The 17,806-nt window shown below is 56.1% G+C and carries 19 protein-coding genes; 3 read left to right on the top strand and 16 right to left on the bottom strand.

From position 1 onward, the window contains the following. From HXY34_00530 to HXY34_00475, 12 genes are all read right to left on the bottom strand, one after another. A partial coding sequence (locus tag HXY34_00530) for a DEAD/DEAH box helicase (protein NWF94609.1) occupies window positions 1–563 on the bottom strand: 563 nt, incomplete at its 3' end. After that, entirely contained in the window at window positions 560–2,869 is a 2,310-nt protein-coding gene (locus HXY34_00525) for a hypothetical protein (GenBank protein NWF94608.1), read from the bottom strand. The genes HXY34_00525 and HXY34_00530, both read right to left, overlap by 4 nt. 29 nt (window positions 2,870–2,898) lie before the next feature. Then, window positions 2,899–3,159 (bottom strand): hypothetical protein, encoded by a 261-nt coding sequence (locus HXY34_00520; GenBank protein ID NWF94607.1) that lies wholly within the window; start codon window positions 3,157–3,159, stop codon window positions 2,899–2,901. Next, window positions 3,156–3,749, bottom strand: coding sequence for a hypothetical protein (locus HXY34_00515; protein ID NWF94606.1), 594 nt, complete (start codon window positions 3,747–3,749; stop codon window positions 3,156–3,158). The genes HXY34_00520 and HXY34_00515 overlap by 4 nt, the downstream gene beginning before the upstream one ends. After that, a complete protein-coding gene (locus tag HXY34_00510) occupies window positions 3,746–4,702 on the bottom strand; it encodes a hypothetical protein (GenBank protein ID NWF94605.1) in 957 nt (318 codons plus the stop codon). Before HXY34_00510 ends, HXY34_00515 begins: the two co-directional genes overlap by 4 nt. 99 nt (window positions 4,703–4,801) lie before the next feature. Beyond that, a complete protein-coding gene (locus HXY34_00505) occupies window positions 4,802–5,716 on the bottom strand; it encodes a hypothetical protein (protein ID NWF94604.1) in 915 nt (304 codons plus the stop codon). Window position 5,717: 1 nt separating this feature from the next. Continuing rightward, a complete protein-coding gene (locus HXY34_00500; GenBank protein ID NWF94603.1) occupies window positions 5,718–6,335 on the bottom strand; it encodes a hypothetical protein in 618 nt (205 codons plus the stop codon). Continuing rightward, a complete protein-coding gene (locus HXY34_00495; protein ID NWF94602.1) occupies window positions 6,335–6,769 on the bottom strand; it encodes a hypothetical protein in 435 nt (144 codons plus the stop codon). Before HXY34_00495 ends, HXY34_00500 begins: the two co-directional genes overlap by 1 nt. After that, the gene (locus HXY34_00490; protein ID NWF94601.1) at window positions 6,766–7,875 is read right to left on the bottom strand and encodes an AAA family ATPase; all 1,110 of its coding nucleotides are present in this window, start codon (window positions 7,873–7,875) and stop codon (window positions 6,766–6,768) included. The genes HXY34_00495 and HXY34_00490 overlap by 4 nt, the downstream gene beginning before the upstream one ends. After that, complete coding sequence (locus HXY34_00485; GenBank protein ID NWF94600.1) at window positions 7,868–8,326, bottom strand: hypothetical protein; 459 nt, start codon at window positions 8,324–8,326, stop codon at window positions 7,868–7,870. Before HXY34_00485 ends, HXY34_00490 begins: the two co-directional genes overlap by 8 nt. Then, complete coding sequence (locus tag HXY34_00480; GenBank protein ID NWF94599.1) at window positions 8,327–9,088, bottom strand: hypothetical protein; 762 nt, start codon at window positions 9,086–9,088, stop codon at window positions 8,327–8,329. A gap of 143 nt (window positions 9,089–9,231) precedes the next feature. Continuing rightward, window positions 9,232–11,307: a hypothetical protein gene (locus HXY34_00475; GenBank protein ID NWF94598.1), complete on the bottom strand. Its 2,076-nt coding sequence runs from the start codon at window positions 11,305–11,307 to the stop codon at window positions 9,232–9,234. A gap of 144 nt (window positions 11,308–11,451) precedes the next feature. On the opposite strand from HXY34_00475, the gene HXY34_00470 reads away from it, so the two are divergent. Both HXY34_00470 and HXY34_00465 read left to right on the top strand, forming a co-directional pair. Further along, a complete protein-coding gene (locus HXY34_00470) occupies window positions 11,452–11,967 on the top strand; it encodes a hypothetical protein (protein ID NWF94597.1) in 516 nt (171 codons plus the stop codon). A 16-nt stretch (window positions 11,968–11,983) separates the two neighbouring features. After that, a complete protein-coding gene (locus HXY34_00465) occupies window positions 11,984–12,352 on the top strand; it encodes a nucleotide pyrophosphohydrolase (GenBank protein ID NWF94596.1) in 369 nt (122 codons plus the stop codon). Here the strand turns inward: HXY34_00465 and HXY34_00460 are convergent. The 3 genes from HXY34_00460 to mtnP form a co-directional block, all read right to left on the bottom strand. After that, window positions 12,336–13,148, bottom strand: a complete 813-nt coding sequence (locus tag HXY34_00460; protein NWF94595.1) for a hypothetical protein — start codon at window positions 13,146–13,148, stop codon at window positions 12,336–12,338. The two genes, HXY34_00465 and HXY34_00460, sit on opposite strands and share 17 nt — an antisense overlap. A gap of 41 nt (window positions 13,149–13,189) precedes the next feature. Next, entirely contained in the window at window positions 13,190–14,035 is an 846-nt protein-coding gene (locus tag HXY34_00455) for a hypothetical protein (GenBank protein ID NWF94594.1), read from the bottom strand. A 578-nt stretch (window positions 14,036–14,613) separates the two neighbouring features. Next, a complete protein-coding gene (gene mtnP, locus HXY34_00450) occupies window positions 14,614–15,474 on the bottom strand; it encodes an S-methyl-5'-thioadenosine phosphorylase (protein NWF94593.1) in 861 nt (286 codons plus the stop codon). Window positions 15,475–15,572: 98 nt separating this feature from the next. Here mtnP and HXY34_00445 point away from each other — a divergent pair, with 98 nt between their 5' ends. Next, window positions 15,573–16,199 (top strand): tetratricopeptide repeat protein, encoded by a 627-nt coding sequence (locus HXY34_00445; GenBank protein ID NWF94592.1) that lies wholly within the window; start codon window positions 15,573–15,575, stop codon window positions 16,197–16,199. 44 nt (window positions 16,200–16,243) lie between these two features. Here the strand turns inward: HXY34_00445 and HXY34_00440 are convergent, their stop codons facing one another. Continuing rightward, window positions 16,244–17,785, bottom strand: a complete 1,542-nt coding sequence (locus HXY34_00440) for a hypothetical protein (GenBank protein NWF94591.1) — start codon at window positions 17,783–17,785, stop codon at window positions 16,244–16,246. Window positions 17,786–17,806 lie beyond the last annotated feature (21 nt).

The raw sequence follows: 17,806 nt of genomic DNA, 5'->3' as shown, positions 1-17,806 counted from the left end.
TGAGCAAGAGCTTCCGGAGACCCTACTGTTGCGGACAGAGCTACTATCTGCAGGTTCTCGACGAGCCTTCTCATTCGCATTATGAGTCCCTCAAGCCGGGCGCCCCTCAGCCCCTCACCGAGGGTCTGAATCTCGTCAATGACAATACAACCCACTCCCCTGAGCCACTCCGCATTGTGTCTGAGGAGAGAGTCGCCCCTCTCATAGGTTGTCACAACAATGTCGTACTCGGCCAAGTCTTGGCCATAGTCCTGGTAGTCGCCTGTGCTTATGCCGACTGAGTAGCCTTGGTCAGAATAGTGGTCATGAAGGAGAGTGAACACCTGGCCTGCCAGAGCACGGAGCGGCACAAGGTAGAGACCCCGGCTCCCATCTGTGACAGCTCTGAGCAGTCCCATCTCTCCCACCAGTGTCTTTCCCGAGCCTGTTGGACTGCAGACCATGATGCTCCTGCCCTCCAACAGACCGGACTCGATCGCAGCGAGCTGTACTCCACGAGGAGTGACTCCCATGTTCTTCAGGAGTCGGTAGACATCAGAGGTTGTCTCAATGGCACTTGTCATCTCGTACCACTCTCCTGCGACACCTGACGGAGCGCCATTGAGCCCTTCATGGTCAACCTGTAGTTTGTGTATGCAACGCCAGAGTGATGTTCGCTACCCTTCAACACTAGACTGGAGTCCGACAGACGGACTAGCATCCCCTGCACGTCAGCATGTGCAAGTTCAGGACTGCTTGTGGCCATGAAGCGCACCATGGCCTGTTCTGTCAGCGGCTGGTAACGCTCAAGCAGTCTCAGGACTTGGACCGCAAGGCCAGTGTCCCTTCCTGCGACCTGCTCGATGAGCGTCTTCCCGACAGTGCTTGGGCGCTGTGTGGTCACCGGGTTCATGATGCTCGCGGTCCGACTCATGACATGCTCTCCGGCTGGTGCAAGTTCGGGCATCGGGTCGAGTCGTATCGGAATGGCGGTCTGCGTCCCATGGCGGACCAGGAGCGCCGTGTCATCGTCCATGATGCTGAGGAAGGAGCTCTCGCGTACAGACTCCCGCGCACGGCTGTGGAGACCTGTGCCAATGACCTTCAGTCCCAGCAGGTCTGTAGCGGCAGCGATGTCATATCTGGACTTGAGCCTGAGAGCAACAGCTGCAGACACCTGATTCAATACCCCGGAGGGTAGAGCTGAAACACTGCCTGTGCAGAGCACGAGCGTCATGCGTTCCGACAGCATCCGTACGAGTCGCTCTGCGAAGGGTCCCCTCTTGGAGTAGGCTGTGTTGAAGACCTCTAGGTTTCGCGGAGAGTCGAGTACAACCACCAGACCCCTGTCGTTCAGCGAGGTGAGCTTGATACACAGCAGGTCCCATGCGAAGATGTCCAAGGGCTGCGAGCCCAGATCAATCAGCACTGCACACAGTGACTGCTGGGCCACGGTCTGCATCGATACTGTCTGTGTACCATAGAAGGCCCGGGCGGCTGACGCCTGATAGAGCGTCCGAATCGCGTCAAAGCCTGACAGAGAGTCCCTGTTCGGTGTTGCGGGCTGTACTCCACCGGTCGGTGTGGTCCCGTCGGACAGTTGCGACTCGGGTGTGAGAGTCACGTCGGCGAGCGTCGCGCTGTTGAGTGCGACGGCTCTGCCCAGTGCTAGCTCAAGGTCAGGGCTGTTGGCAAGGTTGGCGTGAGAGAGTGTCTCAAGAGCAGAGAGCAGCATTGGCACGTACTCTGTTCTGGGCACGTCATCAGAGTCGACCGGATTCAGAACCAGATCCCTGCCGAGTGTGAGCGCCACCGAGTCTGCGGAGACAGACACAATGGGCATGTGAGATGCATCTGAGGTGATGAAGAGAACGCGCCGGTCTGAACGCAGGAGTTCTTGAACCAGCAGACTGAGCACTCTCAGCCGGCTCGTGCTCTCGACCCCGCAGACAAGCAGGCCCCTCTCTAGCTCTGACGGCGCCACCCCTATTGCTGGGCCTAGGTCAAGAGTGTCCGGATTGATAACGCATCCGAGCCGGTAGTCGCCAACACGGGAGCGAATCGGAGCAACGAACTGACCGGGGATGCTCTCACCGACTTCGGCAGCCAACTCGGTCCGCATCTGTACGAGCCAGTCGGCGAGTTCTGTGCCGAGCGCGTAGAAACCACCATCGCTCTCAGCAACACCAAGAGCGGTTGCCCCATGCACCTGACCCCTTGCAGGCACTGTCCTCCAGTTCCGGACTGGCACCGCTCCCCGGACTGATGCCCTCAGCTTCTTGAGGTCCTCTCTCTTGCTGCTTAGAAGACTGACGGACGCGGCTGTGTTCCAGAGACCTGCTCGGTGTGTAATGTAGTTGTCAAGTCGCTCTGACCCCATGGAGTCTAGATACTTCTCAGTCGACTCATTGACAACCGTGTTGTCCACAACCCTTGTGGGTCTCTCAGGGCTCAGTGTCAGGGCGAGGCAGAGTCCAGCCTCTGTGGGGACACCGCGAACCAATGCGGACATGTCGCCATGCAGGACTGCGCCCGGAGAGTCCGTGCGGAGAGTCATCAGATAGGTGCCACTCGTCGTGATAATGCAGTCGTCTTCCGCGCGGAATGTAGTGTCAGATGCTGGTATTCTGTCCCAGCCGTGAGCGAGCTGAGCGGCTCTCTCGCTCTGTTGAGTCATGTACGCGGCAAGCAGGACCGAGACCATCGCAGACCCTGATATGACAATCAAGACGACTGGAAGTACAGCTGCGAGTGCCGTGAGGGCCAGCACGGCAACCACCGCCATCCCCCACGGTCTCTTTACCGAACGGTCCGTCCACTTGATCTCACTGCTCTCTACTACCGTCAGCGATGGCCTGCTGACCTCTTCCATCGGGTCCCTTGCGGGCATTGACCCCAACACATGGCCTCGGGTCATGGTCATCTCCCTCCCGAGAGAACGGCGATGAGTCTCGTCAGTCCCTCAACAAAGGCTGGCTGACCATCTTCAGCAATGATCGAGTTATTCACTATGAGCAGCTGGGGCAGGCCTGAGGACGAGAAGCCGTGCACGACCAGGACTGGCTTCGTGGTGACTCTGGTCCACCTGTAGTCGTGACCACGTTCAAGGGCCTTCAGTAGTGTGTCCACAGGCAGCGAGGCAGGAATCGTGATGTGCGCCCTGCGGTCTGACAGGCTCATCTTCCGAGAATCCCTCCTGACAATATCATCGTGGTCTCTTCGCGCGTGGCTCTTCTCACAGGAACGTGCGGATATGACGCGTGCATGCTACTCCTCAGCACCTCAGACTTCTCAAACACATCATCCGACAAGCGAGTCAGCTGCCGCATTCCATGCGGGGGACGAATGGATGACTTGGTGACTGCGAAGCCTACACGAGTCAACTCGTTGCCCAGAGGGCGACACAGGACGAACTGAAGGCTGGTGTCTCGCTCTTCCCGCAGCGACTCATACATTGCACGAAGCACACCTGACGCATTGTGGCTCAGGTCTATGCCGACAGGAATCGAACCGAAGAGCATCACACTGTGGACCTGGATGGAGAGCGGACGGAAGACTGCGAGCTGGCCTCTCTCCTCATTCCAGACCCCGAATGTGTCCCTTCTGGACCGAAGATACAGCCAGAGGGCACACAGCAGAATGCCCATACCTACGACAGAGTAGGCCAGACCTGTGAATGAGCCGTCCAGAATGACTCTGATGCTCCATGCTGCCGCCAACGAGCTAGGCAGGACCCACTTTATCATCCATGCTATATCAGACCGCATCATGTCTTACCTCCTTGACTCTGAGCCAGAAACATCTGCACTGCCTCGGTCAGCTCTTCGTCTCCCGAATAGGGCCACACATCGCTGACGAAGTCATCGCCGAAGATGTGCAGGTGTCTGAGAAACCGTGAGTCCAACAGGACAACTATGCCCCTGTCATCTGGAGATCGTCTGAGTCTCCCAACAAGCTGAGCCACTGTCCTGATTGAGGGCACTACCACTGCATAGTAGTACCCTGCACCAGTCCCATGCCTTCGGTCGTAGAACTCCTGCAGTGACTTCTGGTAGCTTGTGGGCGGGGTGAAGGGCACTCCGACCCCAACTATCAGGTCCACCATGCTGTGGCCATCCTTGACCAGGTCAACGCCCTCGCTGAACTTTCCGCTATACACGAGGAAGACTGCGCACGGGCTCTTTTCCATCTGTTCACGGATGTCTTCGATTCGGTAGTCCTTGCTCTCAATGACCTGTTGTCGGTAGCCCGTGTGAACCCCAAAGCTGAGCACCTCGTTCATGAGTTGATAGCTCGGGAACGCAATCAAAGCACTCTTGTCGGCGGGTACAGTCTCGAGAACGAGAGAGACCCTGTCCGCCAGTGTCCTCCAGAGCTGGGTACTGCGTCGAGAGTACCCTGTGTCGAGATCCTTGTCGACAAGTACGAGTCGAGTGCCATGACGGTATGGGCTTGAGAGGTCCGCTGTCAGTGCTGAACTGACACCAAGCAGCGATGCGTAATGTGAGACCGGTCTCAGTGTCCCTGACATCAGAAGCGCCGCTCTAACGCCTCTCAGGACCGGCGCTGCAAGTCCTGCGGAGTTCAGTGGGCGGACTGATATCTCGGCATCAGAGAGCGAGACACCGTCCTTCCACCCCTTGTGCGACTCGAGGGCGATGTGCCAGTCATCGCTTCTGCTGGCCATCATGGCAGCGTAGAGGAACTCGACTAGGCGGTCCATGGGGGTCTCGGACGGCACCATGTCGTCCGTATCGAGGGTGTCGTTTCTCTCGAGCAGCAGGTCCAGCTCTGCTTCATCGACGAACCGCGGTAGGACCTCCTACTTCTGCAGCTGTCTCTCCCCGCCCCGTCTCATGTCGTCAATCCCTGACATGAAGGTCTCCCACAGAAAGTCCACAGCCTCGCCCAGCCAGCTGACACCTGTCTCGCTGACAATCGACGCCCGGTTCTGTCTGAGCCACTCGATGTCATTGCCCGATATCCGTGCGGACTCTGCATCGAGGACGTGAGAGGACAGGTTGTGTGCCTCATCGACGAGAAGGTCAACCTCATGCAGCTGAACCCCGAGAGACGCGAGCAGTGACTTGCGTACCCTCTCCTTGAACATGTAGCTGTACGGTCCTATGATGACCCTGCTCTCGCGGGCGCACCACCTGAGTATCTCGTACGGGCACAGGTCATCCCTGTACTCCTCTGCCCTGAGTCTGTTTACCACACCTGACCTGAGCAGCTCTTCGACCACCATCCGGGCCCCCTCCCTTATCTGTGGTCGGCCCTCCTCGCGTGTGCCCCGGCTGTAGAAGTTCCAGAAGTGACTACACCTCCCGCTCTTCACATGCATCGCACATGCCCGAAGGAAGCCTGTTCTGCCCACGCTGTCCAGGGACGATCTGACGGGACACACATGCATACGCGCGACCATGCTTGTCACCGCGATGTCAACCGAGTGGTTCATCCTGACCGCTCGTGACTTGAGCTGGTCCAGCTCTGCCTCAAACACCTCTGACTGCGAGTGTGTCCTTGTGAGGACAATGAGCTTTGAGACCGCATCATGTGCCCTGGCAGCGAAGTAGCCAGTGAGCACTGCAATCGTCTTGCCGACCCCGCAGTCCGCTGACAGGAGACCTACTGTCTTCTGTGAGTACACTCTGGCCGCGTGGGTAATTGCCTCATCCTGATGGGGCCGTGGAGTGTACGGGAACCACACCCTGGGGTCAGAAGACTCTGAGATCATGTCACTCCTCCCATGCAAGCTTGGACTCAGAACGGTGAACCCGGAACTTGACCGAGAAGTATGACTGCATCACCCGCTCGAACCTCTGAATCCTGTCGTAAGAATAGTAGCCGGGCTCCTTACGGGCCATCCTTGCGACAATCTCTGGACTGAACCCGCGTTGCCGAGCTGCAAACCAGAAGTAGTCCTCCACATCCTGGACGGTCTCGTAGAAGTCATCCATGATGTCCTTGACCAGTGCGCGGAGATACTGGGCCGCCTCTCTAGGATGGTCTGGGATGTCCGAGATGTGACGTTGGGTCGGTATGTATGCGGCCACTCCCTCGTCAGTGTCGAAACGAATCTCAGATGGCACACCTCTTGAGCTCCGCAGGGTCTCAACAATCGACAGAAGACGCGGCATGTATGGGAGCACATCGCCGTCCGCGGTGCCGTCCTTCCAGCGAACACGAGTCTTGACGTAGAGCTCGTAGTCCATGTAGGGCGAGTCTGTCGGCATCCTCACTATGTCTATCTGCTCATCCGACCCCCTCAACAGAAGGTTGGCCAGGCTAATCTTCGAGAGGGCGTCAACCTGGTTGTGGTAGACTCTCGACCAGACCGACTCAGCTGCGGTCACTAGTGCTGACCACCCCCGAGCTCCACCTGTTCAGAGTCCACTCTGATGACGCCCTCCTCTTCGAGCAAGTCCATGAAGTGGCTGGCACGCTCCTCACTGATTCCGACTTCCAAGCACTCCTCCAGGACCGCAGCAAGGCTAGTTGGTTGACCTCGGTTGTTCTCTATCTGGGACTGCACTATGCCCAACACGCGCCTCTTGACTCCAAGAGACCGCTGTACCCGTGGTCTGGAACTCCTCAGCTCAAGAGCCAGTCTCTGTACCGCCTGCTTCGCCGACAACACGCCCTGAACGGTCTCCATGTGCAGTGGGTCATCCAGCGGACTGCCGCAGAAACCGCACAGAGTACTGCGGATAGACCCGTCGTCCGGGACAAAGTGAATGTATCTGCATGCGCGACACTGATACACCACATACGCATTCTTGTCTGTCACTCCTCTGTCTCCTCCTCCTCTTCCTCATCATACTCAACTTCCTTCCTCTTGGCTCTCCCGGACTTGCCGCGTCTCTTCGAGTCATCGTCAGCCTTGTCGACAGTCGTCTGAATTCCTCTGCTCCGCAGGTATTCTTGGACTCTGGGCTCCATCTCCGCCTTCTCCTTGGCACTCCCATAGAGACCTCCCCAACCGATCAGGACGTCCGACTTGAACTCAGGAATGCCCGCGTTGTCTTGGAGTTCAATCTCTCTGATGTCCTTCATCTTTCGCTTGGTGTAGAACCTGTAGTCGGAGCCGTGCGCAAGCACATGACCTCCGACCGGAATCAGGGGGTTCTTGGAGATGGGTGATATGTTGGCCATCACTTGATTCGTGTAGACGAAGATGCAACCCGTTGCAACCGCAGCACGACGCATTTGGCTCAACAGCTGGTTGATGTCCCGCTGCCTCACACGCAACTGATCAAGAGAGGTGTATTCCACTCTGAACAGACCGGTCAGAGAGTCGACAATTACGAGTCTGCGGCCTTGGTCCATGCAGAGCTGTGGAATGGTCTCGAACAGCTCGGACATCTGAGTTGAGAGTACGACCTCAGCACGTCCTATGTTGTCTAGGACCACATCTGGGTCGAGTCCGAACCTGTATGCGACCGCTCGAATGATGTGTGGTTCAAAGGACCCCTCTGTGTCAAGCCAGAGCACGCGTCCTCCAAGCCCGCCCTGCTCCAGTGGCATCTGCGCTCTGACGGCAAGCTGAGCACACCATTGAGTCTTACCTCCTCTTGCTGGCCCGAACAGCTCCACAATTGTCCCCGCTTCGATTCCACCGAGAAGATAGGCATCAACTTCTGCGACTCCGGTCTTGAGGCGTGGCTTGGTGGCCATCGCCTTCTCCACATCAAGTCCGGACATGAAGCCGAAGGTGCCCACGAGTTGGCGAGCGTTGCGCACAATCTTCAGGCATGTGCCTTCACCCAGGTTCGTCTTTGCATGCAGCTGACTTGGGTTCTGTACTGCCAGTAGCTCTGCTGAACTCACAAACACCTCCCTCAGCTTCTTGGCCGCCACTGGCCCCACACCTTCAACAGATTCTATACTAGTCATCGACATCACCGGCCTTGTTGGCGATCTCTTCTGCTAGAGGCCCGCGAATTGATGACAGATTGACCAGAGTCACGAGAGAGTCTGGCGAGACAATCACTACGTCTTCGCGAGACCTGAATGACACGCCCACTGCATCGAGTAGACCCCGCAGGTCCCCAGATTCCGGGGACACAATCTCAAGCCCGTCGTGCACAATGGCCCCCGCGACGCTGACGAAGCCGCCGAGGACCTCCAGTGCTGACATGTCCTTGCAGTCAGGAGATGGAAAGACGGGCGACCCCACCCCTGCATCCTCAATCATATCGACTATCCTCCTGAGAAATGACCTCCACACCCAGTCTTCTCTCCGCCTCTTTACCTGCAGTCCGGCAAGCGCGCCTGACAGCCACTCATACTCAGACGGGCAGTCGCAGAAGCCCTCTCCCTCTCCGACGATCTCACTACTGAGCATCTAGACCACCTCCATCGATGCAGGCTCTGAGCCCACTTCTACCAGCGTCATCCTGACTTGCTCAAGCCAGTCGAGAACACCTCGAACCAGTGGCGTGTCCGTGGCGTCCTTGCCCAGTGTCGAGTAGAGAAGCGCCTGAGCCGCATCCACTACCTGTCTTGTCGCCCTCTCACGTACTGCCTCCGGCATGTCATCGACAGGACCGTCAGTCACGCCTGAGTTGCGCTCGAAGAAGGAACGCCAGGACTGGACGTCATGCCAGCAGCTTGACCTCTGATTCTGAAGTATGCCCATCAGTACCGAACTCAGGCGAGACAGTCTCAGGAAGAACCGCCAAAACGAGGTGGCAAGGCCCAGCAGTCCGTTTCCAGAGAACCCGAGGACTGCAGTGTCTCCGTCAACAGTCGCATCCACCAGCATTGTGGAAGAGCCCGCGATGGCTCCGACAAGCGGTACGAGCGCTGGGATGTCTCCGACCATCGGGGGGATACCGCAGGCGGACTCGCACATCTCATTTCCCTGGGCCCGCCTCAGAGTCACTGTCAGCTCTGGGGGCTTGGCATCATTGACTGTCGCCTCGTATATCTCCCAGTGCCGCAGATCCACAATCTGGCTGAGATGTGTCAGGAGCTTCGCCTGCACCCTTCTTGATTCGTCTGACGCAGCAGTCCGCAGTACTTCCTCAATTCTGGCAATCATCTCATTCTCCAGTGTAACTGTGCTCTCTCTATAGATAGACCTTCTGAACGGTTGCGATATCAACTATGAATGTCTTTTGCATAACACAGTGCTGTCTTACATCTTCAATCCATAATTGGGGATGTAAGATGATTGTTACTGAGCGCACAGTCATTCTAAGAACTGATACAAATGATGATTGAAGGTGTTTTGGGGTTATTGAACGCCTACCGGCCGGTCCTGTCATGCCTCGTCGTCAAGAACATGGACTCCAACATGTCCGTGTTGTCTTCCCACACGCCGTCGGAACGATACAGTCGTCCCAGTGCACCCTTTCGATACAAGCGGTACGCACCAGTTCTCCAGCAGTTCAGTCTCAGTCCGGCAGACTCAGCTTGTCCAGGTAGCTGGGCAAGTAGCTCTTGGGTCGCTGACTCGGTCTGACGGCTGATGATGAGGCAGTGCGCAGTGGTCGGTCCGGTCAACTGGAATCTGACTGACGACATCGGTGTGTGATCCAAGAATGCCTCTGCAACAGAAGCGACTTGGTTCTTGTTGCCCAGCATTTCAGTCACGAGGTTGGAGCGGATGGTGATGTGCTGAAGCAGGTAGCTGACAGACACAACGCCCCTCGCGATGAGGTGTTCAAGGGTCTTCAGGAACTCTGGACAGCTCATTCCAATCCTCTCTTCAACTGGCTCTCCGGTCTCTGTCGAGGCCACTTTGAACACGTTACTCTCATCCAGTGCCGTGACCTCGCGTCTTGTCGGAGTGTACGGGTCAACTTGCGGCCACACGTTGCGCGATGCCTTGAGTCGTTCGTAGTCGACCTCTGAAGTGAGTGAAGCCATTATGTCAGGTGTCTCGACTCGCCATCCTCTTCCCTTGGCAAACAGCCGAGTGTTGAATGACTTGGCGTACCAGTCAGTCGAGTGAAAGTCGTAGATGCTTGACAGACGCCTGATTCTTGACACTGCAGAGGTGGGCACCACTAGGACCTGGAGGTTTCGTGGTGATGGACTTTCCGATGGGCCGAGCTCCAGGAGCTGGACGAACCACTGACTGTGGATAGTCGGCCATTGATGAGACCGGCCCATGTACTGTAGTTCTGTGAGTCCCAGACAGGGATAGTTTACAGCCGACGAAGTTTCCAGTCCGCGCGCCGTCAGGCTGAGTCTCGTGACCCACTCTGAAATGCTGGACTTGGCCTCACTCTTGGAGACTGGTAGTCTTCGTGGAACCCTGTCACTGGCGTTCAGACGGTCACATATCTGGAGAAGCCGCTCCATATGTGGTGGCTCTCTATCAGTGAGGAGGCTAATGAATCTCCAGTATGATGTAGTCCGATGTTGGAATGGCGACGTCGAGGGGTGCTGTCGAGCTGATATCCTCATCATCTCTGGAAATGGTATCATGCGCGCGCCCTCTGGTTCGAACTCAAGCTGGTAGTCAATCATGCTCTGAAGCAACCACCCTCTCTGCGTGAGGCTGGTGGTCAGTTCGAGCGGATCTGCTTCCAAGTCTGGCTTCCGATGCCTGAGGACGAACATCAGACCGACCATCGCCTCCTTCTTTGCCCAGTCCGGATAGTCGGCAGGAATCAGCGGCTCGAGGCTCTCAGCGATTGACCCCGCCACCCGCGTCTGTAGTGCAAAGGCCTCGGCACGGGTCAGGACCCCGTCAAGCAGTCCGTCGAGGATTCTATCGTACGGTGTGCTGGACTTTGCAGGCACGAACCAAGAACGGCTCTCCTCCACCACTTCTCCCTCCTCCCTGAGTATCAGTCCTCCGACCTCGTACCGGTTTATCGCATAGGACTCTGAGACAGTTCCATCTTCCCGGTATGTTGTCAACCATAGCTTGTTCGTATGATCAGGGTGAGAGTCCGTGTTCGAGAAGATGTTCTGAACGCAGAACCACCTCTTGTTTCTGGGATGACCTCTCAGCATCACTTCATACCAGCCATTGGTAGACCTGGGATGCAGAATAGGCTCGGGTGACATCAGGTCCTCGGCATACGGCCTAGCAGTCAGGAGGAGGGGTCTCGCAGCCACCCTTGACGTTCTAGACCTGTCTACGATGGCTCTCTTTGACACCCTATCATATTCACACGTGTACCACTCTACTGAGTCAGTATCAACAACCGCGTCCGAGTCATCCATGAACACGGGTCCCTGTGACGTCCACTTCAACCAGCCCTCCACCGTTCTTGCTGTCTTGCCCTCATTCTTGATGCTGAAGACCGCACGGTACTTTATGGCCCCCTCATGGTTTGTGTCACCCTTCCCAGTTGAGTCTTCCATGTTGACTGCATGTTCTGCTTGATAGCAAGTGATTACTCTTTCGCACGGTCCGACCGAGAGACGACTCGACTCCTGCGGGCGGCACAAAGGGTTTTAACTGACACACTGTGACTTCCCAGCGACGAACAGGCAAAGGGAACACCAATGGAAGAAGACGATGTCTATGAGGATACAGATGAGGACCTGGAGTCCGAAGAACTCGAAGATACTGCAGGTACCGACACTCAGGTGGTTGCTTCCGGTGTCGGCGGACTTCAAGCATTCCTTCAGGACCCGTGGCCCAAAGTCACATTTGCATTGACTCTGTTCGGCTTGGCTCTGGTGCTGTTGACTCCGCCCGCCATCTGGCATACGTGGAGCTACAGTCTGCTGGGTGCATACTTCGTCCTGATTCTTGCTGCAGTGGGAGACGTGCTGTCTCTCCAGACATGGTACGGAGTCAGGGGCTCGCGGTTGAAGTACGGCGGGCTCACCACCCTTATTCTTGTGTCAGGCGCAGCGCTTGTTGGCCTGCTGGACACTTTCGCATGGGTTCTTGCGGGTGTGTCGATACTCCCAGGTAACACGGTGTCCTTGCTTGGGCTGTCCTCAACGATTGTGGTATTCTGTCTATACAGCCTATTCATCATGCAGCGCACAATCACTGGTGAGAAGCGATAGCCGACGTGTTCTGAGAATGACTACCAAGAAGAGCCCGCCATCCATAGAAGAGCTGACTGCTGTCATCCGGAGATTTGTGTCCGAGCGCGACTGGGAGCAGTACCATCGTCCGTCAGCTCTTGCTGTGTCGGCGGCAGTGGAGCTGGGAGAGCTGCTGGAGCTGTTTCAGTGGAAGACAGACGAAGAGGTGCAGTCTGCACTGAGCTCGGAGACATATCTCTCAGCACTGGCAGACGAGATAGCAGACGTGATGATATACCTGCTCCGGCTGGCGGATGTGGCAGGCATCAACATGGCCGAAGCCATAGCCAAGAAGATGGTCAAGAATGCGGAGAAGTATCCCGTCGAGCGTATCCGAGGACGAAGACCTAGAGACGTTCAGTGACTGACTCAACCAGTCTGCCGTAGACTTCTGGTCGTCTGTCCAGAATCCGATGGTTGTGAGGAGTGATCATCTTGTTGTCAGCCCTAGTTGGGTCTATGCCCACGATCACGAGGTCACGGCTCTCGGTGAGCGAGTAGGCACAACTGCTGCCATCAGGGGCTGTCACCTGGGAACCTCCCGTGAATCGAAGTCCTCTCTCCTGACCAATCCTGTTAGCGGTGGCCGTGAAGATGCCGTTCTCAACTGACCGTGTGACCATTGCGGCTTGGCAGTATCTCAACACCAGATTCGCTGGATGTAGTATCACCTGTGCTCCACGGAGTGCCAGAATACGGGCTACTTCAGGAAATGCCCAGTCGAAGCATATCATCACTCCGTAGCGATGTCCTCCAAACTCAAACACGGGCGGTTCTTCTCTCCCTTCTCTGAACCACCTCCGTTCCTCGCCAAAGAGATGCAGCTTTCGGTAGGTCCCCTGAAGTCGCCCAGAAGCAAATACAACTGCCGAGTTATAGTATGCCCCATCGTCCGCCTCACAGACCCCTGAGACAACAAGGCGGCCGGGTCGGCTCCACTCTGCCAGCAGACCACAGAGCGGGCCTTCAGGGACGGATTCTGACCGCGTCTGTAGCTCTTGTTCCGACTCGAACTTGTAGCCTGAGTTGGCAAGTTCAGGCAGGACAAGTACGTCCACTTGAGACAACTGTGCGAGCCTGAGCGCCCACCTGATCTCGTCCCACGTATGTGCGGCGTCTGTTATGCTCGGCTCAATCTGCGCAAGCGCAAGCCTGACCATGCACGAAGCCAGCAGACCCGATGTCTTCAAGGCTTTGGTCCTTACAGAGTCTCGGTGGCTCCTTCGCCAGTTGGGTTTGGTCTGTTCTGAATCGCCCGTCGTAACCTCAGTAGAAGGTTGTAAGTCCGTCTGAGTGGCCTTTCTGTGTCATGATGCCAGACATCCTGGATCACCGCATAGGTCCTCTTCAGCAGTTTGAGGCGTGTCCAGATCTCTCCGTACCTTCTCCTGAGCGTCTTGTTCGACAGGTCTGTTCGAGACAGCGCGTCCTTGACCTGCCGGATCCTCAGCTCGATGGTCCGGAGGTCATGCTCAATCATTCGGTCAATCGCGTTTTCGACTGTCTCGCTGCTTCGTAGTCCTATGAGCTTGAGCCGCGACCACCTTGTCACTCGGGCGCCAAGAGCTGTCAGCTCCTCGTCGAGTCTCTTGGCACGCAGCAGGTCTGTCTTCCCTTCCGTGGTGAAGTACTTGGCAACGTCCTTCTTGCGAAGATGTGGAAAGAGTAGCACTCCAGGTCTCAGTCGTACGCACGGAGCTCTCATCAACAGTCGCTGTGTCTGCTTCTTCTGTTGTGGTGTTGGTGATTCGAATCGATAGTACACAAGCGAGTAGACATGTTCGCTGGCATCCTCTGTCCCGTTGCCTCGCACCGGAGGCACTGTTCTTGCGCGCTTCAGTGTGAGGTGTGAGACCTGAGATAGTGTTGCCTTCACTGCGTCATTGCTGGCTCCCGCCTGATAGAGCCCGCTTCCAACTCTTCTCAGGTCATCAGCATCCAGTGAGGTCTGGTCGAGTCCACTGGTTGGCGCGGTAATGACGATGAGGACGGACCGGGCATCAAGATGGGCGGCACATGCTTCGTTCTCAGTTGTCAGATGACTCAACTTGGAGTGCTCACCTTGCTGGGACATAGGTTGTCTGTCCCAGTTGACTGTGCGATAGGTCCGAGCGGGCCCCAACCGGTTGATATTACCTTTTCGATGGTGTTCCTCGGTCTGTCGGGGACACATTCGTCGTCTCAGCCCCTGTCAGTTGGACATCCAGTTGAGGGACGTGAACACAAAGTGCCCATAGGCGTTATTTCGACACTCTAGAGATGCTCATGGCGAAAACTCATCATAATGATGGCGATAAAATCCCAAGACCTCTCTGCAGCCATATGATGTGGATTAATCCACGAAAACCGAGTATATGTACTGTCTTACAATCAAGACATGCTTAATTCCAAAAGCGCCGCAGAATATGATGAGGTATAATCTTGATCTTCTATCGTGATGATGACGATTGGGAAGATGAAGACTTCGACGACGAAGATGAGTGGGACGAAGACGACGAAGAGTGGGACGAAGACGACGAAGACTGGTAGTCCCATCTGAGCGTCCATACGCATTTTCGTTTCAGCACATGTATCCGTGAGCCCGGAGCATCTGCACCGGGCTCATCTGTCTTCATTCTCTGGTCTTCAGAACAGACCGTTCTTCATGGCTGTCTGGCATGTGCAGCTAGCCTCTCTGGGGATTCTGTCTATCATCTCGAAGGTGAGCTTTCTGACTCGGTCTATGTTGCTAGCCATCGTCTTCAGGACCATCTCATGCGTCACATGCTCTTCTCCGTGGACATCATAGTCCGTAGGCATCGATATGTTGACCAGACAGATGCCCGCCTCGCGTGCCAGCGTTATCTCCGGATAGGAAGTCATACCAATGACATCCCATCCCATCTTGTTGAAGAACATGGACTCTGCGGCTGTGGAGAACCTCGGGCCGTTGATGCATACATACGTCCCCTTCTCGTGAGCCTTGTAGCCGAGAGCCTGGGCGGTCTCGAATCCCACCCTTCTGAGTTCGGGGCAGTACGGTTCCGCCATCGGCACATGCGCGACTGTGCCGCCTTCGAAGAAGGTGTCCTTCCTGACCCCAAAGGTCCGGTCAAACAGCTGGTCAGCGAACACGAACTCACCAAGCTTTATCCTGGCAGGCTGAAGAGAGCCGCACGCCGCGGGGCTGATGAGCCTCTTGACACCCAATGCCTTCATCCCCCACATGTTGGCCCTGTAATTTATCATGTGCGGGGGAATCGTGTGATTCCGGCCGTGCCGCGCGAGAAACGCGAAGGTCCGCCCCTTCACCCGACCGACGATGAAGTTGTCTGACGGGGCTCCAAATGGTGTCATGACCTTGAGTTCGATGGGGTCCTCGATCATAGTGGGGTCGTAGTTTCCACTGCCTCCGAACATCCCAATCTCGATGGGCAAGAGGGCGTCAAGTTCGTTCTTCTTGCTCCTGTCAATGGGTACGCAGTCAAGTCTCGCTTCAAAAGCCATGGTCTCGCTCTTCTCCTTGGTTGCTTTGTGGCAGAGTGCCCCGAGCCGCCTATTATACGTAATGAACTCCTGCAGGCAGCGGGAAAACTGTTAAAACGATGGACGCACTCGTAGTGGGCATGAACCCCAACAGAGAGGCTGCAGAGAAGTTTGTCTTGCAAGGTCGGACTCTTCGAAGTCAGGGCCAGAACAAGAAGGCACTGGACGCATTCAGACAGGCGGTCCTGGCGGACCCCACTCTGGAAGAGGCCTTTGTGGAGATGGGGCTCATACACATTCACATCGGCGAGCACGAGGAGGCCGTCGCGGCCTTTGACAAGGCTATCAAGCTGAATCCCAAGAGTGCACGTGCTCATGCAGCGAAGGCTGAGGCCTTCCTCACTTCAGGCTCGTTCGAGGAGGCATTACAGGCATCGCTTGAGGGTCTACGGCATATGCCTGAGAGTGCAGAGCTGCTAGTCAAGAAGGCGAGGTCTCTTGAGTCTCTTGGAAAACTGGACGATGCAGTTGAGACCTACCGTGCGGCCCTCAAGCTCGAGAGTGGAGACCCCAGCATATGGAAGGCCCTCGCGCTGTGCCTAGATGCACTCGAGCGATGGAGCGAGGTCGAACGGGCATACCTCATTGCAGCGGACCTCCACAAGAAGAGAGGCGAGCGTAACGATGCCGAGAGCTGCTTGAAGTTTGCGAAGATGGCTCACGACAGCTCTGGCGCCATGGCCTAGAAAGAGAGAGGACGGCCCCAATGATTGGGAGCCGTCAGTCGGTCTCATTTGCTCTTCCTGGAACGGGTCTTCTTGGTTGTCGGTGAGCTGCGCTTGGTGGTCACGCTCAGACCGCCCTTCTTGTATGCGGCAGTGCCACCTCCACCACAGATCACTAGGACGACAATCAGTACAGTGGCCATCAGCGGGTCGATTGCAGGAGGCTCTATGGGTGGCGTTGTGGTGCTCGTCACGGAACCCAGTGCGTTTCGTACCCTGATGACCATGGGCACACCAATGTGCCACGTTGAGCCAACAAGAATCCTGCCTACAACAGTTATGTTTGTTCCGTCAGGCTGGGCTGGGATGTTGTAGAAGTAGTTCTCAGGGTCTCCTTCCGCAGAGTTCTCGACGTTTGCAGTTATCGTGGTGTTTGACCATGCACCAGCACCTATCTTCATATCCAGTTGGACTTCGTTGATGCCAGAGCCGTACAGCATGTGTCCATAGACAGTGACCTTGATCGCATCAGTACTACGGGGTATGTTGGGGCTCCAGTACAGATTGACACTGTCCTGCACGTCACAGTCCGCAATCGCCCAGTCGTAGTCAAAGACCTCTCCGAACCACTGAGCAACATTCTCATTCTCGATTATCACTCCGGCCTCGCGGTTCTCGGTTATGCTCCCTTGGCTGTAGTTGATGCTGCTGACCAACACAAGTCGCCCGTCAACGACGATGCCTTTGTTATGGTTCGCCGAGAACCACCGTGTGTCGTGCCAGACCACGGGTATGTCGTGCGCGTGGAAGATCTGTGCCACCTCTAGGTAGTCGTTCTCTTCATCAGTAATGACACGGACAGTCACTCCTCTGGCCTTAGCGGCTAGAATGGCGTTGATTATCTGGTCTACAACACTGGACTCGCCCACGTTCGTGAAGTACGGTATCTGGATGTCAAGGGTTGCTCTCGCGCTGTTGATGCAGTAGAGAATGCCCTGAAGGCTTGTCACGGGACTGAATATAGGTGTCACATTCATCTGGCCGCTGAACTGTCCGGGCGTGGCAAACGGGCGAGGATATGTGCTGGAACTCTCGGTGTATGTGAGAGGTGTACCTGTGCCATGGGTGCCAGCATCGTAGGGGGTGCCTCGCGACCAGTCATAGTCGAACACGTCACGGTAGACCCCGGTCACAGCAGTGTCAGTCATGGCTATACTCCACTCACGGTTGGCCTCCTTGCCGTTCTCTGGGAAGCTAGTCTTCGCCCAGTTGCCAGCATGGACCACAGTAGTCTTGTTGTCGATTATCACGAACTTCTGGTGAGCATATGTGAAGTCTGCAGAGCTGGTCCACTTGACAGGTATTCCGACGAGAGTCAGATTGTTTGCCACATACTTGTTTGGCTCGGGGTATCCCAGACTATTCCACCCAATGAGGAACTTGATGTCGACGCTCGGCTTCGCTGTATGAATCTGGTGGATGAGGTCGAGTATGTATGGGTTGTTGATACCGTATATCTCGACATAGATGCTCTGTTGCGCAGACTGTAGAATGTGCCACAGTTCGTCTCTGCTGCTGTCCGGCGAAACAAAGGTGGTCACGTTCATGGTTCTCGTCAGCGTCTGGAA

It is taken from the genome of Candidatus Thorarchaeota archaeon (genome assembly GCA_013388835.1).
Classification (GTDB): domain Archaea; phylum Asgardarchaeota; class Thorarchaeia; order Thorarchaeales; family Thorarchaeaceae; genus JACAEL01.
This window is presented reverse-complemented; position numbering and strand designations above follow the sequence as displayed.

Bases quoted from the DNA above. Each gene is read 5' to 3' on its own strand.
- HXY34_00525 (NWF94608.1), bottom strand. From the start codon at position 2,869: ATGCCCGCAAGGGACCCGATGGAAGAGGTCAGCAGGCCATCGCTGACG.
- HXY34_00520 (NWF94607.1), bottom strand. From the start codon at position 3,159: ATGAGCCTGTCAGACCGCAGGGCGCACATCACGATTCCTGCCTCGCTG.
- HXY34_00515 (NWF94606.1), bottom strand. From the start codon at position 3,749: ATGATGCGGTCTGATATAGCATGGATGATAAAGTGGGTCCTGCCTAGC.
- HXY34_00510 (NWF94605.1), bottom strand. From the start codon at position 4,702: ATGGACCGCCTAGTCGAGTTCCTCTACGCTGCCATGATGGCCAGCAGA.
- HXY34_00505 (NWF94604.1), bottom strand. From the start codon at position 5,716: ATGATCTCAGAGTCTTCTGACCCCAGGGTGTGGTTCCCGTACACTCCA.
- HXY34_00490 (NWF94601.1), bottom strand. From the start codon at position 7,875: ATGACTAGTATAGAATCTGTTGAAGGTGTGGGGCCAGTGGCGGCCAAG.
- HXY34_00485 (NWF94600.1), bottom strand. From the start codon at position 8,326: ATGCTCAGTAGTGAGATCGTCGGAGAGGGAGAGGGCTTCTGCGACTGC.
- HXY34_00475 (NWF94598.1), bottom strand. From the start codon at position 11,307: ATGGAAGACTCAACTGGGAAGGGTGACACAAACCATGAGGGGGCCATA.
- HXY34_00470 (NWF94597.1), top strand. From the start codon at position 11,452: ATGGAAGAAGACGATGTCTATGAGGATACAGATGAGGACCTGGAGTCC.
- HXY34_00465 (NWF94596.1), top strand. From the start codon at position 11,984: ATGACTACCAAGAAGAGCCCGCCATCCATAGAAGAGCTGACTGCTGTC.
- HXY34_00460 (NWF94595.1), bottom strand. From the start codon at position 13,148: ATGGTCAGGCTTGCGCTTGCGCAGATTGAGCCGAGCATAACAGACGCC.
- mtnP (NWF94593.1), bottom strand. From the start codon at position 15,474: ATGGCTTTTGAAGCGAGACTTGACTGCGTACCCATTGACAGGAGCAAG.
- HXY34_00445 (NWF94592.1), top strand. From the start codon at position 15,573: ATGGACGCACTCGTAGTGGGCATGAACCCCAACAGAGAGGCTGCAGAG.
- HXY34_00440 (NWF94591.1), bottom strand. From the start codon at position 17,785: ATGAACGTGACCACCTTTGTTTCGCCGGACAGCAGCAGAGACGAACTG.